The sequence below is a fragment of the Anoxybacillus sp. UARK-01 genome (assembly GCF_002075365.1).
Taxonomy (GTDB): Bacteria; Bacillota; Bacilli; order Bacillales; family Anoxybacillaceae; genus Anoxybacteroides; species Anoxybacteroides rupiense.
Window position 1 is genome coordinate 63,976 of record NZ_NASY01000028.1, and the last position, 15,016, is coordinate 78,991.

General features: G+C 46.3%; 17 protein-coding genes. All 17 read right to left on the minus strand.

The window, feature by feature from the left end; all coding sequences use genetic code 11:
• The 17 genes from B6A27_RS03715 to B6A27_RS03795 all read right to left on the minus strand — a co-directional run bounded on the left by B6A27_RS03715 (window position 1) and on the right by B6A27_RS03795 (window position 14,895).
• On the minus strand, window positions 1–1,929 hold the full coding sequence (locus B6A27_RS03715; protein WP_236546354.1) for a glycosyltransferase: 1,929 nt from the start codon (window positions 1,927–1,929) through the stop codon (window positions 1–3).
• A gap of 125 nt (window positions 1,930–2,054) precedes the next feature.
• Window positions 2,055–2,864, minus strand: coding sequence for a flagellin Hag (hag, locus tag B6A27_RS03720; RefSeq protein WP_080860277.1), 810 nt, complete (start codon window positions 2,862–2,864; stop codon window positions 2,055–2,057).
• A gap of 146 nt (window positions 2,865–3,010) precedes the next feature.
• Entirely contained in the window at window positions 3,011–3,196 is a 186-nt protein-coding gene (locus tag B6A27_RS03725) for a hypothetical protein (protein ID WP_080860279.1), read from the minus strand.
• Window positions 3,193–3,441, minus strand: a complete 249-nt coding sequence (gene csrA, locus B6A27_RS03730; RefSeq protein WP_080860281.1) for a carbon storage regulator CsrA — start codon at window positions 3,439–3,441, stop codon at window positions 3,193–3,195. Before csrA ends, B6A27_RS03725 begins: the two co-directional genes overlap by 4 nt.
• A gap of 13 nt (window positions 3,442–3,454) precedes the next feature.
• On the minus strand, window positions 3,455–3,892 hold the full coding sequence (fliW, locus tag B6A27_RS03735) for a flagellar assembly protein FliW (RefSeq protein ID WP_080860283.1): 438 nt from the start codon (window positions 3,890–3,892) through the stop codon (window positions 3,455–3,457).
• A 15-nt stretch (window positions 3,893–3,907) separates the two neighbouring features.
• Window positions 3,908–4,501 (minus strand): DUF6470 family protein, encoded by a 594-nt coding sequence (locus B6A27_RS03740; protein WP_080860285.1) that lies wholly within the window; start codon window positions 4,499–4,501, stop codon window positions 3,908–3,910.
• Between the two features lie 46 nt (window positions 4,502–4,547).
• Window positions 4,548–5,462: a flagellar hook-associated protein FlgL gene (gene flgL, locus B6A27_RS03745; protein WP_080860287.1), complete on the minus strand. Its 915-nt coding sequence runs from the start codon at window positions 5,460–5,462 to the stop codon at window positions 4,548–4,550.
• 10 nt (window positions 5,463–5,472) lie between these two features.
• Complete coding sequence (flgK, locus tag B6A27_RS03750; RefSeq protein ID WP_080860289.1) at window positions 5,473–7,077, minus strand: flagellar hook-associated protein FlgK; 1,605 nt, start codon at window positions 7,075–7,077, stop codon at window positions 5,473–5,475.
• Window positions 7,078–7,179: 102 nt separating this feature from the next.
• Entirely contained in the window at window positions 7,180–7,674 is a 495-nt protein-coding gene (locus B6A27_RS03755; RefSeq protein WP_080860291.1) for a flagellar protein FlgN, read from the minus strand.
• 54 nt (window positions 7,675–7,728) lie between these two features.
• Window positions 7,729–7,998 carry a flagellar biosynthesis anti-sigma factor FlgM gene (gene flgM / locus B6A27_RS03760; RefSeq protein WP_044746292.1) on the minus strand — a complete coding sequence of 90 codons (270 nt, stop codon included), beginning with the start codon at window positions 7,996–7,998 and terminating at the stop codon, window positions 7,729–7,731.
• Window positions 7,999–8,237: 239 nt separating this feature from the next.
• Complete coding sequence (locus B6A27_RS03765; RefSeq protein WP_080860348.1) at window positions 8,238–8,657, minus strand: TIGR03826 family flagellar region protein; 420 nt, start codon at window positions 8,655–8,657, stop codon at window positions 8,238–8,240.
• 28 nt (window positions 8,658–8,685) lie between these two features.
• Window positions 8,686–9,126, minus strand: a complete 441-nt coding sequence (locus B6A27_RS03770) for a YaaR family protein (protein ID WP_080860350.1) — start codon at window positions 9,124–9,126, stop codon at window positions 8,686–8,688.
• A gap of 12 nt (window positions 9,127–9,138) precedes the next feature.
• Window positions 9,139–9,396: a flagellar biosynthesis protein FlhB gene (locus tag B6A27_RS03775; RefSeq protein WP_044746293.1), complete on the minus strand. Its 258-nt coding sequence runs from the start codon at window positions 9,394–9,396 to the stop codon at window positions 9,139–9,141.
• Window positions 9,393–11,189, minus strand: a complete 1,797-nt coding sequence (locus B6A27_RS03780) for a hypothetical protein (RefSeq protein WP_080860293.1) — start codon at window positions 11,187–11,189, stop codon at window positions 9,393–9,395. The genes B6A27_RS03775 and B6A27_RS03780 overlap by 4 nt, the downstream gene beginning before the upstream one ends.
• A 255-nt stretch (window positions 11,190–11,444) precedes the next feature.
• Complete coding sequence (locus tag B6A27_RS03785; RefSeq protein WP_080860296.1) at window positions 11,445–12,161, minus strand: ComF family protein; 717 nt, start codon at window positions 12,159–12,161, stop codon at window positions 11,445–11,447.
• Window positions 12,158–13,660, minus strand: a complete 1,503-nt coding sequence (locus tag B6A27_RS03790; protein WP_080860298.1) for an ATP-dependent helicase ComFA — start codon at window positions 13,658–13,660, stop codon at window positions 12,158–12,160. Before B6A27_RS03790 ends, B6A27_RS03785 begins: the two co-directional genes overlap by 4 nt.
• A gap of 392 nt (window positions 13,661–14,052) precedes the next feature.
• Window positions 14,053–14,895 (minus strand): DegV family protein, encoded by an 843-nt coding sequence (locus B6A27_RS03795; RefSeq protein ID WP_044746304.1) that lies wholly within the window; start codon window positions 14,893–14,895, stop codon window positions 14,053–14,055.
• Between the last annotated feature and the right edge of the window lie 121 nt (window positions 14,896–15,016).

Genomic DNA, 15,016 nt, shown 5'->3' on the forward strand with positions numbered 1-15,016 from the left:
TTAATTGCCCTGTTCCATTAACCATTTGCTATCAGGGTAGATTTGTTTGGCACTTTCCAGTATACGTCTCCGTTCTTCATTCATCTCATTCAATTTCATTAGTTCCAACACATATTTATATAAGCGGAAATCGTGATGACCAAGATTCATTCCTAACAGTCCATACTGGATTGCTTCTGCAAATTGTTCTCGCATCGCTAAACCTTCGATGATGTTAACAAAAGCATCTGCATCCAAATCATTAAAGTCTTCAATACTCTGATAAAAGCCAAGAGCCACTTCAATAAATTCATAGCGATGAAGCAAGTGTCCAAGAGAAAGATTAATTCGATTGTCAAATTGATCCCGTAATTTGATTAACTCTTCAAATAGATCATATTTTTGAAGCTGAATCGTCCGTTCAATCATATTCAGATAGAAATTTTGCTCCGGAATATCGTCTGTTTCTTTAAGGATGAATCGTAAAAATTCTTTTTCCTTTTCTTCCCCCACAATATTAATTAACAATCGAATGATATCTAGCTTGCCAATACTCATCGATGCAACTAAAACATCATATAAATCTAAAGAGCCATTTTGGATATACACTTTAAGTGAGGATAAGGAACTATTCAACAATTCTGCAATCGCTGCTTTATATTCTTCTTTTAAAATCTTGAGTTTAATCTCAAAGCCCTTTTTAGTAGTTCCCTCTTCTAACATTGAAACATAATATTCAGCAGTGCCTGTCATTCTGATAGTGAAAACAACTCTTAATAGCAGTAATATATCGCGCTCATTTGTAAACCAGCTTCTTTTTTCTAGAAAATGAATAATCTCATGTTCAGAATGAAATTTGGCCAATAAGCTTAACAAATGAAATAGCGCTTCATAGCTCTTATTGTTGACAGATAAGGCGCTTGTATAATGATGGACGGCTTCTTGAAAATTTTGTTTATGTTTATGAATATGTCCTAGTAAAACGTGAGGATCATACTCTAGATATTCAATACTTTTAATAGATTTCGAATATTTGTGTTTGTTATTAACTAATTCAGTTAAAACGGTTAAGGCATCATCATGTCGGCGCTGTAAATAGTAAATTTCGCCTCTTAAATATTTAAAATCAGGCGTTTCGCTGTAGATATTCTCAGCATCACTAATTACATGTAGCGCATCAGCAAACCGCTCTAAGTATTTTAAACATAGAATAATTTGAACAACACAAATTGAGACCCAGCTAAATCTAAAGTCTGGCTTTAGCCTATAAGCTTCTAAATAATATTGCAATGCTTTTTCTACTTCAGCTTTCGAAAGATACTCATTCGCCAAATTGAAATAATCAAATCCTTTGCTGTTAGAAGATTGTAGCTCTTTTTCAATTAACTCTGTATTCCGTTCATTTTTATTCTTTGCTTTCACTGTTTGAGTCATGTATCCAGAATGATAAACAATAAAAGGAAGGGATTCTGTGGTCAATGCTTCACTTCCATTTTTCTTTAATTGCTCATGAATAGAGCGATAATAGAAGATATGAGAGCGATTCCGATATATTCTCGTGCTTCTGTGCTGAAGAACTCTTTCTCCATATGAACCCATGAAATTATAGATAGTTACATCATAACCATCAACAGTTTCTCTTGCATTTTTTAGCTCTTCTACTACTTGTTTTAAGTTCTCTCTATCCACATACTCATCTGCATCAAGAACTAAAATCCATTCTCCATTAGCTTGTTTTTGTGCATAATTTCGGGCATCTGCAAAACTATTCGTCCACTCAAATTCATATATTTTTTCAACATAATTTAAAGCTATTTTTTTTGTAGAGTCCGTTGATCCAGTGTCAACAATAATAATTTCATCTACAATCCCATAGACAGAATCAAGGCAGCGCTGCAACACCTTTTCTTCATTTTTGACAATCATGCATAAAGATAATAATGGCCTCATGGTACACATCCTTTTAAAAATAAACTCGCTTAAAAAAATATCGTGCCGTTCTTTCTTGTTTGGAAAGGACACGATACTTTTTTAAACGTCCCTCTCCTTGAATTAAGAAGAGGGACTCAACTATATTAGCGAAGTAATTGAAGAACGCCTTGCGGCTGTTGGTTCGCTTGAGCAAGCATTGCTTGTGATGCTTGTGTCAAGATATTATTCTTAGTGAATTCCATCATTTCCTTCGCCATATCGACATCGCGGATGCGAGATTCTGCAGCAGTCAAGTTTTCAGACGAAGTCGACAAGTTGTTAATAGTATGCTCTAAACGGTTTTGATACGCACCAAGTTTAGAACGCTCTTGAGATACTTTGCTAATCGCGTTGTCGATAGATGCGATCGCTTGGCTCGCTAATGCGTTAGAACCAACTGAAATACCAGCAACAGCAAGAGCGCCTGTGCTCATTGAGTTAACTGATAGTGTAATAATTTGTCCATCATTAGCGCCTACTTGGAATGTTCCAGTAAATGAGCCGTCTAACAAGTTTTTAGTGTTGAACTGTGTTGTGTTAGAAATACGGTCAATTTCAGATAACAATTGATTTAACTCGTCTTGAATGTTGTTGCGGTCCGCAGTTGTGTTTGTATCGTTACCACCTTGAACTGCCAACTCACGCATGCGTTGAAGAATCGCATGAGTTTCGTTTAATGCGCCTTCCGCTGTTTGAATTAAAGAAATTGCGTCTTGCGAGTTTTTCGCAGCCATATCTAATCCGCGAATTTGTCCGCGCATTTTTTCAGAGATCGCCAAGCCTGCAGCGTCATCGCCTGCACGGTTGATGCGAAGACCAGAAGATAATTTTTCCATGTTTTTAGCAGCTGCGCTTGTGCCAGCCGTTAATTGGCGGTATGTGTTTAACGCCGCAATGTTGTGGTTAATTCTCATATTCTTTTCCTCCTTGAATGTTGGTTTCCACATCCATGTGGAACATTTTTTTGCAGATAGATAGAAAGTCGGCCGCCTTTCTTCCCTGCTTCCACTTTTAATATCGGTCTAACGTTTGCAAAGTTTAATAGTTTGCTTGTAAAAAATTATATTTTTATGTCGAGAAATTGTGAAAATGGCGAAGGCTGCTGAATTTCTTTAATGACATGCGCCGGATCTTCTTTATGCTTATTGATGATTTCATTGAGCACCTGTTCCGCGATTTGTTTGTTGTCCTCGACTACGCGGGCGATGACTCCTTGAACCGGCACTCCGCCAATGCCCAAGCTCATGATTGTTTCCCCCCTTTCAAATGCTTTAATTGCTGATAAAGCTCATCCAATGATGCTTTTGAGGCGAGTGTTGCTTGCTGATTTTCGTCTTGGATGGCGAGATAGACTTCCTTTCGATGGATTTCGACCTGCTTGGGCGCGCTGATACCAAGCTTAACTTGGTCGCCGTTAATGGAAAGAATGGTGATTTCAATATCATCGCCGATTTGGATCGCTTCCTTTAGTTTGCGTGTAAGTACCAGCATCTGTCTCGCCTCCTTATTTCGCCGCAGTCTTTTCTGGAAATAGGCGATGCTTCGTTTGATACGGCGTATTCGTTAAAATGACTTGCTTGCCGAGCCGCTTTTGTTGGTTTAACACAATCGGTGCCTGCAAATTCGCCGTAGTTTGGTCAAATGGGTCGGCGACGGTCAAAATGACATAAACCGCGACTTCCTTCGCCGAGGACAATTCAAGCTGCTCGATCGAGGCATCGTCAAGTTCAAAATCATAATCTGGAAAATAGAGAAAGGGATCAATCATCGCAAACCCAAGCGCGGGCGTGGCGACCGACTGTAAAATGACAAACGGCGTATCTTCAAGCGGCAGCAAAACAAATCGTTTTTCTTCAGAAAAGCCGGGAATCCCTTGTGCAAAATGAATGATCTGCTGCTGTTGCAATTCATATTCACCGTGGTATTTTGTTTCGATTTTCATGGCTTCTCACCTTTTTTAAATGGAAGTTTCAAATTGGTTGGCATTCGCTAGTTTTAAGTTGACCACATCTATTTTCAGCGTCGGCCGCTGCGCTAAATCAATCTCCACTTTTCCCGGCGTATAGCGAAGAAGCGGCGGATTGGGTTTGGCTTGAATCATCGGACGCCGAGTTTGAACATCAATATGAACCTTCGCCGGTTCATAATTGGTTTTGACACTAAAAAGAGATGGAATCCAGCCGATGTTAAACTCATACATCGGAGGCTCGCTGTTTTCCTTTGCCTGATCCGCGATGGGATTGCCGCCATCTTCAATGCGCATCAGCTCATCTCCTTGTTCAGACAGGCGGGCCATTCCCGCGAGCCAATCTTGATAGCCTTGTTCCGCAAATTCTTCAATGCGGCGAAAAATATGCTTTAAGTCCATATCCTCCCATGCTTTCGTTTGATCAATCGTCAGCTTTCCCGGGGTGGTTTCGATTTGAAGTTGCGCTGGCGGCTGTCTAATTTCAAGCTCTGCCGGCGGCTGTTCGATTTCTTGCACAGGCGGTGTCGTTGCGATGGAAATTCTCGCAACTGTCGATTGTAAACGAATTTGCGGCAGCTGCATCTTTTTCCCTCCTAAAAGAAAAGCCATCTTGGCTTCGCCAGATAGCTTAACGTAAAAAGTCAAGAAGCGTTGGCTGAATAATGCGAGAGCCGACACCAAGCGCCGCGCGATGCACGGTTTCTTGCATTTTTAAATCCGTAATCACCCGCTCAATATCGGCATCTTCATTGTCTGACAAAATCCGATTGGCCACAACCTCCTGCTGGTCCACGCGCTCTTCCATCAATTCGATTCGATTCATGCGCGCGCCTAATTCCGCACGGGCACTCAACAAATTATTAATATGTTTATCCAGATAGTTTAAATATTGACTAATATCGGCTCCTGATTTCATCGCATCCTTCAGATCAGCGCTTAAAAACTGCAAATCGCTGAATAAGCCGTTGCCATTGGCGGTGGTGGCACTGCTATCATAACCAAACACCTTCGTCGGATCGACATTGACAGGTACATAAATTCCTTTCGATAGCTCAATATTGATTGGATTCGCATTCGTAGAGACGATTGGCGGTGTTTGCGTCAAATCGACCGGCTGCTTTAATGTATCGGTTCCATTAAAAATATATTTATCTCCCACCTGTGTATTGGCGATCGAGACAAGATGTTCGGTCAGCTGCTCCACCTCTTGAGAGATCGATTCACGCTGTGTTGTCTCGTATGTGTCATTGCTTGCCTGCACCACAAGCTCGCGAATGCGCTGCAATGCTTGAGTTGCTTTATCGAGCGCATCATCGGAGTTTTCAATCCAATTGTAGGCCTCTGAAAAATTGCGTTTAAATTGCTGAACTTCCGTCAAATTGGTTCGATAAGCCATGCCTTTCATCGCCACGACCGGATCGTCAGATGGACGGTTAATTTTTTTGCCCGTCGCCAATTGGTCCTGATATTTGCCAAGCTGCGCATAGCTGGCGCTTAAATTCCGCAACATATTCGCAGCAAGCATTCCTTGGGTTACGCGCATCCCTGTTCACCTACCTTCCTACAATGCCCATGCCGTTGATGATTTTATCAAGCATCTCATCAATGGCTGTTATTTGCCGGGCAGCCGCGTTATACGCGTGCTGGAACTTAATCATATTTGTCATTTCCTCATCAAGCGAAACCGAGCTTACCGACTGACGATTCCCTTCGACCGATTGCAATAAAGTGTCGCTGTTATTTTTCATTCGCTCGGCTTGCTGTCCATCAACGCCCAGCTTGCCGATCCAGCCTTCATAATTTGATTTAATTGTCCCTGATTTCAACGGAAGGCTAAGACCTGCTAAATCTAATGTGTCGGTTGTGCCGACTAGGCTGATGGAGCTAGAGGACAACAGCATTTTTCCGACATTCGCCAAATTGATGGCGTTGCTTCCGTTCCCCGATGTTTTGTCCATTGATGCCGCAATATTTGAAAGGTTATCAATATCCGATGACAACGTAATCTGTTTCGCCGCATCAGTAGAGGTCAATCCGCTGAAAAATTCCACTCCCGTTGTTGTACCATCCAGTCCATAGCCCTTTTTATGAACTTCATTAAAAATCGTTCCAAAGGTGTAAGCTAAATCATTCAAATGTGCGATCATTTCTGGATAAATGCCTTTTGTATCCCCAGAGGAATCTTCGTAGCCGAACGATTCCACCAATCCTAACAGCTTTCCGGACGAAAACGCTGTAGCTGAAATCGAGGCGCTTCCTACTTGAAATTGAGCGACTGGGCCATTTGGCGTTTCGCTCACTCCGTCACCATCAAGATCTTGTCCGCCTGGCAGTGAAAGCGTATGGGTGGTGCTGCCTTGAACTAAGTAAATTTTATTGCCGCTGCCGTCCAAAATCGGGCTGCCGCTGCTGTCTGTCAAATAAATATTGTACGTTCCCTCGGCGATCTTAAGGGAATTGCCACCGTTGGCCACCTTTTCAACCTGAACGTTCACCAGCTTGGAAAGCTCGTCCACAAGACGATCCCGTTGGTCATATAAATCATTGGGCAAATAGCCGTGCGGCTCAATTTCGCTGATTTGCTTGTTAATATCGCTGATTTGCTTTGTCAGCGAGTTGATTTGTGTAATCGTCACGCCGATTTGGCTGCCAAAATCCTGCTGAATTTGCGACAATGAATCGTACAAATAATGAAAGGTTTCCACGACCGCCAATCCGCGCTGGCGCACGACGGAACGCGCCCCCTCATTTTCCGGATTTGTGCTTAAATCCTGCAATGATTGCCAAAATTCATCCATTGTTTTCGACAGGCCATTATCGGAAGGCTCATTCATAATATCCTGCATTTTAGCCGTGGCATCCGCTCTTGCCTCCCAGTAGCCCAGCTTATTATTTTCATTGCGGTATTGCATATCTAAAAAACCTTCCCGCACGCGCTGGATCGAGCCGGCTTCGACTCCGGTCCCCATCTGTCCAGGAATTTGCGGGCGATTCATCGAGGCTGGCGGATACGGCTCCGTTTCGGTAAAATTGACGCGTTGGCGAGAATAGCCTGGCGTGTTGGCGTTGGCAATATTATTTCCTGTGACGTATAACGCCATTTGCTGCGTCGACATGCCGCGTTTGGCGATTTCTAATCCTTGAAAGGTTGAACCCATTGTCTTTTCTCCACTCCTTGAAGCCCCGCTCCGAAGCTTTGCGGGGGCTATACTTGAGATTCGAATCAGCCAAGCGCTTGAGAAACGCGAAATCTGATCCGCTTATGCTTTTGAGTCAAACAACGAACGGCCGCCTTCGTATCCCGAAGCAGCAGAATGGGGATTCTGGTAGTTGATTTCGGGCGTTTGCGGCAAAAGCAAATCCAAGGTCATATGAACAAATTGCAGCGATTGCTGGACGAGCTGCTGGTTGAGCTCATTCGCTTCCTTCAGCTCTCGAACGGCCTTTGATAGCTCTTCCTGCCGTTTCTTTAGCTCGCTCCGCTCCGGTTCAGCGGCCCTCTCGATGCAAGCGGCCAATGTCGGCGGCTCCTCCGCTGTGCTGGAGCGAGGAAAAAGCGCGGCAATCACATCGTTTCGCTTTTTTTCCAATTGGCTGATCAAAAAAATATGTTTCTGTTCATCCTGGATGATCGTCTTTAGGGCTTCCATATCTCCTTTTTTTAACACGTCTGTTTTTTTGTGGGCTGAATGCAGCAAATGCTTATGCACCTGCACATACTCTTCTAATAAATGAATCAGCGGCGCGGCAGACATGAAACCCCTCCTCTCCTGAAACTCCGCTTTCCGTTCGTTGTTGGGCTCTGCGCCTCATGATCGGGCATAGTAGTCATAGATGCTTTTAGCCACCGCATGGGCATCGATTTTATAGGTGCCGGACTGTACCTGTTCTTTCAACTGACGCACCTTATTTTCCCGTTCGATCTGCCATTGGGGATGCTGCTGTAATTCCTTCGCTTCTGCGGAAATCTCGACTTGATCCCGCTTTTTGCCAGTCTTACCGTTCTGAATCTCTTGGTTCGCATAATGTCTATAGGAATGAACTCCCGGTGACGAGATATTGTTCTGGTTGATGCGCACGGACAACCCTCCTTTTCTTCGTCCGATTCGTTGCTTCTTACTTATATTATCGGCAACGATTCTCGATGTTTTAATAGATGGCCTGAGAAGTTCCTTATCCGCCAAACAAAGAAGAGACAAAAAACTTCATGCTCTTACAGGGCGACTTGAACAATAACAAAACCGCCCCTGTCGCTTTGAAGCTACCAAATCGGCTCCGTCCGCTTAACAGGATTTTCTCTAGATAAAAACGGCTAGATTTAGAAGTCTTTTGGATCGTCTTTTTTTGTATAATATACGGTCGTCGGCCGGCTGCTCTCTTTCTTTTTTGTTTCTTCTTTTTGCAGCTGCTCCACTTGCTGGCTGAGGTCTTGTTTACACGAAACACAAAGCTTGCCTTCGCGAATGATCGTGCCGCAGCGGCTGCAAGGGTAGCCTAAATTCGGAAAGTTGGCGAGCTGGAGCCGTCCCGATTTAATAAATTTCATAATCAGGCGCTCGGACACACCGGTTGCTTCCACCACCTCCGACAGTGTCGCCATGCGGTTTTCCCGCTTTCGCATATAGTTATACACCTTCGTAAACTCTTTTTCTTCCTCTTGATAGCATCGGTCGCAAATATCACGAAATTGATTTTTGACAAATAATCGTCCGCAATTCGGGCAATTTTCTAGATTCACTGTCGCCATCCCCCAATCCTTCGCTCATTTACGTGTAAATATTGATAATTAGCCCTTGAATTTCGCCAATGGCGCGCAAAATCCCCATCCCATCCTTTTCATTTTGCAATACTTGATTCGTTAAGTCGAGTAGCTTTTGATCCACCTCTTTCACGAGCTTATATAAGCGCTGGCGCCCATTCCAGCTGAAGCTGCGCTGTTCGGACAGCTGCAAGCCATGCTTGACTGCATCGTCCAATAAGGTTTTGACTAGCTTTTTGTATTTCCGCAAATCCTCAACTGAATGCGATTCAGCCAATACTTTTCCTTGGTCGGCAATTTGCTGGACAAGCTGCTGGAATCGCTCATACACTAAATCATCCTGCTTTTTGGCCATCACCTCAGCAAAGGATACGGAGGCAGAAGGAACCGTTTCCTTTGGCTGAGTTGTCTTGATTATATTCGGCTTTGTCACTTTTTGGACTTCCACCATACATCGCCTCTATTTCTGTTCTATGTTCTTTATGACGCGCAAAATTTCTCCGATCACCGCATAAAGCTGGGAAGGAACACGCTGCTGCGGGTCGGCTAAATGCTCGACAAGAGTGGCATCTTTTTGAATGGGAATACCTTGCTTTTCAGCGTGCTCGATCATTTCTTTTCCCATTTTTCCGCTTGGCTCAAGAGTTTCCAATAGACGCTCTGCTTCTTCTTCGTAGCGGCTTAATGCCGAAGCATATGTTTCATATGGATGCTTCATACCGTTATATCATAACCTTTCTCTTGAAGTTTCTCACTTGCGGACGGAATTTGTAAAGAGGAAGAAACCGCTGACTCCGTCATTTTCGCAAAGGTCATTTTCGTTACATGGTAGCCGATTTCATTTAAATGCTCCTTAGCGGCTTCCATGAGCGGCTTGAGCGCGCTTTCCACTTGCTCATGATCGGTCTTGACCGTAATCGCTAAGTTGCGTTCCGCAGCTTGCAGCAGCAATCCGATTTTTCCGTATTGTTCCGTATCCAATAAAAAATATAAGCTGCAATTTTGCCAATCTAACTTTCCGTCCTCATTGCGCGAATTCAAATAGACGTGAACGGTTTCCATTTGATCTCGCATCATCAGTGGGAGCTGATATACCATAGTTTGCGTGTGGCTTTTTGCCTCAAACCGGCTCAATAGCTGCTGGCCTGTCAGATTTAAGACCGCCCGCTCTGCCTGCGAAGCTGTGCCGTACCCCCCCTCTCCGGCGCTGAGGAGCAGGGACTTCATGTTTTTGCTTGGCAGCGGTCCGGTTTGGGTCATCACGGCCTGCGCGATTTCTTTTTCATGATGCATCCCCAATAAGCGCAGCTGCTCAAATATCCCTCGGGCGGAAAAGTCATCCGCTGCTGCCGGAAGCAGCCGTCCTATTTGCCCAGCGAGCGGCTGATTAGACACGGAAGCAGATGGAGAGGCCTGCATCTCCGAGACAAAGCGCTGAATCTTGACATCCGCTGGTTGAAAACGGAGGGAGGAGACCGTCTGCCTTACCTCCTGAACGATGGATGCGGCATCGCTCCATTTTCCAGCTGAAATCAATTGCTTCGCTTCTGCCAGCTTTGCGCTTGCCTGAAGAAGCTGTTTTTCCGTTCCCATATCGGCAAACATCATGCATTCTCCGCGCAAAATCATGCGATCAAGCGTATAAACAGCCGCTTCGATCGACATCCTTGCTTGCGAACGGACCTGAGTCGAACGGGCGGTCAATATGGACGCTGTTTGCTCCAGCTTTTGGCCGGTCTCCCGCTGCCAGCTTTGAAACTCGCCCGTTGCTTGCGCCATTTTTTCCGTGACGGTTCGCACGACAAGCTCCTTTGCTTGCGGCGTGATTCCGCTGAACCATTCCTCATGGCCGTACGTCCATTGAACCGTTTCCATATTGGTGCCTGAATCGGTTTCATTTCCGATCCAGCTTGATGTGTTTTCGGCAGCCGTTCCGTTTTTTTGGTCACTTGGAGGCTCCGGGCTTGTCTCTTTCACTGCTGGTGACTCCGTCGTCTCCTCCATGAGCTCCATCAACAGATCACCTAGCGGCTCTCCGTGCAGCGCTTCATGAACCGCTTGCATATGAAGGGACGTCAACGGAAGCTTTTTGCTGGCGAGAGCTTGAATCGTTTCCAGCTTTTCAGCCATTGTTCCTTTTGTTTTTTCCAAGAAGCTTTTGAGAGCCGCCCGCTCTGCCTGGGTCAGAAACAAGCCTTGCTTTCTTAGCAGCTGTTCGATTGGAGCCAACGAATTTCCGGCCATCGCTTGAGCGGCTGCCGAGGGCGAAACCGCTTTAACTTCAAGAACATCACGATCCATTCCCGTGATTTGGACAACGAGCTTTTCCTTGTCTGGGATGTCCCCTTGAAAGCGGACATAGCGATCCTGTCCTTTGATCGTCACAATCGCCTCACTTGCGCTGACTTTTTCCTTGATGGCCACAAAAACGGTATCCCCTTCTTTGAGCGGGGCCGTTCCATCCTGGGAAGCGATGGATGTCTGCACCATCCAATCATGATAAATTTGCATGGTTTTCACACTCCGCTCTCTGATCTATGCTCAAGCATGTTGATGAACAGTCTTATTCCATAAAAACGCGCCTCTTCGTGCACAAAACGCCAACCATGAAAGAGCAGCGGTCTTGTGCAGCAACGCTGCAATCCATTTATTGTACTTATCAAAGCAATAGGATTTTTATACAAAAGCGAATCATCAACACTCATGTTTTTGCTACTTTTTATATCGGCAAATCACGATGAATGTTTATGAGCCAATCCAATCAAATTACGACCTCGCGAGGGTAAAAGAGGAAACGGCGGCAGCGCCCGCTTCCCGCAGCATTCGAGCCGCATGGCGAACCGTGGTTCCCGTTGTGTAAATATCATCGATCAGCACGATAGAAGCATCGGCGGGCAGCAATACATCCGAACGCAAGTGAAAAACACGATCCGTTTCAAGCCGCTCATGCCTTGATTTTTTTGACTGCTTTGCGGAATCGAATCGTTCTAATGCGTCTAAAATCGAACAGCCGAGCAATTCGGCAAGCGCTTTTGCCTGATTAAAGCCTCTTTCGTATAAACGTGCGGAACTTAGCGGGATCGGGACGAGAAGTGAATCGCGCGGAAAGTGGCAGAAAAATTCACGGCACATATCAGTGCGAAACGCTTCAACGAGCGCATAATCCCCACGAAACTTCCAGCGGGCAATCACCTCTTTCATAAAAGCATCGTACACGTATACAGATCGATTTTTCGTTAACACACCGCGCCATGCGTTGTCACGCTTCCAGCGGACACAATCGGCACATAATTCCCCTTGCCGATACGATTCGTCAACGCGGTCAAATGGACGACCGCAGCATTCGCATAGATCGCCAGCAATAAGGGCAAAAGAGCGGCGGCATTCATGGCAAAGCACATCTGTCTGTTTCAACATCAACAAATGTCTCCAACTCATTCGCTGCGCATAACGCCGATGGCACAACAAACAATGTTCACTCATGGACTCTTTAATAGCCCCCTTTCTTGAGCCAGACGGTTCATGCGAACGATCTGCCGTTTCGCGGCGACCATCGCTTTTGTTTTTCCGTAATGAAAAAAGCGGACGTCTCCGTTTGGATGCAGGGCGCTTCGTCCCACCCTTCCGGCAATTTGGACAAGCGCGCCCTCTGTAAATAGGTCATCCTCGGCTCCTAATACCGCCACATCGAGGCGAGGAATCGTCACGCCGCGTTCTAAAATCGTCGTCGTGACGAGAAGCGGAATCGCTCCTTGGCGAAAAGCGTGCACTTTTTCCTTACGGGCGCTATCCTCGGCGTGGACCCCCGCGATCCGCGCATCCAGCCGCTTAAGTATTTGCACAACCTGCTGCAGCAGGGCAATATGCGGAACAAATAGCAGGGCTGGTCTCCCTCCTTGGATTCTCTCATTTGCCCAGGCCAGCACATTGCGGGGGAGCCTTCCTTTTTGCACTTGCTTTCGCCAATGTCCGCACCATTCAAAAGCAGGGACCGGGAGAGGATAGCCGTGATAGCGCGCCGGAATCGTCGCCGCCATTCGCTTGTTCTTTTGAATTTCCCGTTGCCATGCTGGATGGGGAGTCGCTGTTAAATAAATCAAAGCGGACGGTTCACAGCGGGCTTTGGCAGCTGCATATTGCAGCATCGGCTCCACAGAGTAAGGAAAAGCATCGACTTCGTCGATGATCATGACATCAAACGCGCGATAAAAACGAAGCAGCTGATGCGTGGTCGCCATGACAAGAGGGGCCTGTTTGAAACGATCCTCGCTTCCGCCATATAAAGCAATGACAGGAACCGTTGGAAACGCCTGCTTGAAGCGCGGAGCCAGTTCTAATACGACATCCATTCTGGGGGTAGCGATGCAGACGCGTCTGCCGCGCTCTAGGGCATGGGCGATGCCGGGAAAAAGCACTTCTGTCTTCCCCGCCCCACAAACAGCCCAGACCGTTAATTCATTATGGCGGTCTATGGCTTGCTTGACCGCTTGCGCCGCCGCTTGCTGGGCATGGGAAAGTTTGCCGCTCCAAACAAGCGGACGGTCATAAGCGATTCGCTTTGGGCTCACACAAGAAACGACAAGCGGAGTACATTCGCTCACCCTTCCCATCATCAAGCATTGCCGGCAATACGTACAGCTCTCTTCACAGCGGGCGCAGTGAAAGGAGGCAAAAAGATGGGCGCGCTCATTTCCGCATCGTTCACAGCGATAATCGCCGCGCTCGGTTTGAGTAATGCCTTTTTGATAACGCAAATAACCATTTTCATAATGGGCCTGAATCTGTTCCAGTGAAAAAGGGAGGTCATCTATGAGAAGCTGTTTGCCTTCAAGAAAGGCAAGAAGAGTAGGAGAAAAGGGAAATTCGGGGTTTTTCTCGCAAGAAGGGAGATCGGGCAGACGGCTAATCGGCCGGCGGTCTTTATGCTTTTCCTTTGCCAGCGCTTCTGGAAGCCATTTGCCCTGTTCAAACACAAAACGCATCTTATCCCTCCATGATTCATTTTGGCGAATCGTTGCCTAAAGAAAAAAGCGGAACTGACGGTTTTCGGTTGAAGACAAAGCCCACAGTAGACTTTGGCTTCAACCATTTTAACAGCCTTTATGGATTGCGTCGGTTGCATCAAAACGCTTAGCAGATCAGGAACGCAGCCGAGTGAAAACGCGAACCGAACTCAAACGTTCATGAGCCGATGATGCAAGATGAAAGCGTTTATCAACATTCTGAAGCGGTCCGTACTGCTTGCTTCGGCAGCATTGATGCTTTTTCGGTTTCCCGCTGATGCCGCCGATCGATGGCTTGGCGATTGGCATGTGGACGGTCCCATCCGTTTAGATAAGGGACTTGATGTCCCGTTCCATGATGATGAAGCTCTTTATGGGCGATACCAAGTGAGCCCGAGCGCGCCTTCGCCCAGATGCGTCCCAATGACCGGGCCGAAATAGCTGATCAAAAATTCCACATTCGGATAGGTTTGCGCCAGCTCCTGCTTCCACGCCTCCGCTTCCTCCAAGCGGTTCGCATGGATAATCGCCGCTTTCAGGGGCACTCCGAGCTTGGCATCCTCGGCGAGCAGCTCCTCGATCCGCTTGATCGCTTTTTTGCGCGTACGGATTTTTTCAAACGGCACAATGACTTTGTTTTGAAAATGAAGCAGCGGTTTCACCTGTAAAAGGCTGCCGATAAACGCTTGGGCACTGCTCAGCCGTCCGCCGCGCTGCAAATGGATTAAGTCATCCACCATAAAATACGCGCGCAACGAGGTTTTGATTTCGTCCAGGCGGGCAATAATCTCTTGGGGATGCTTGCCCGCCAGCGCCATTTCAGCGGCCTCCATCGCATAAAAGCCTTGTGCCATGCAGCTGATCTCCGAGTCATACGCGTACACCTGAAGGCCTTCTACCATGCCTGCTGCCGTTAACGCCCCTTGATACGTACCGCTTATGCCGCTTGATAAATGAATGCTTACCACCGCGTCATATTGCTTGGCCAGCGTTTCAAACAGCTCAACAAATGCGCCGATCGACGGCTGCGATGTTGTCGGCAAATGTTTATGCTGCCTCACTTCTTCGAAAAATGGCTCCGCATGAATATCCACTTCTTCCCGATAGGCTTCATTGCCAAAGGAAACGCTTAATGGAATCATATAAATGTGCAATGCTTCGCGCACGTCTTTCGGAATATATGCCGTACTATCCGTGACAATCGCTGTCCTCATCATTCATACCTTCCTTATTTTGATTATGGCCTTTGCTGATCCATCGTCACAGCGGATACGCTGCACCAATTCGCTCATGCAGGACCTTTCTCATTTGACTAGCCTGTTCTTTCAGTTTGTC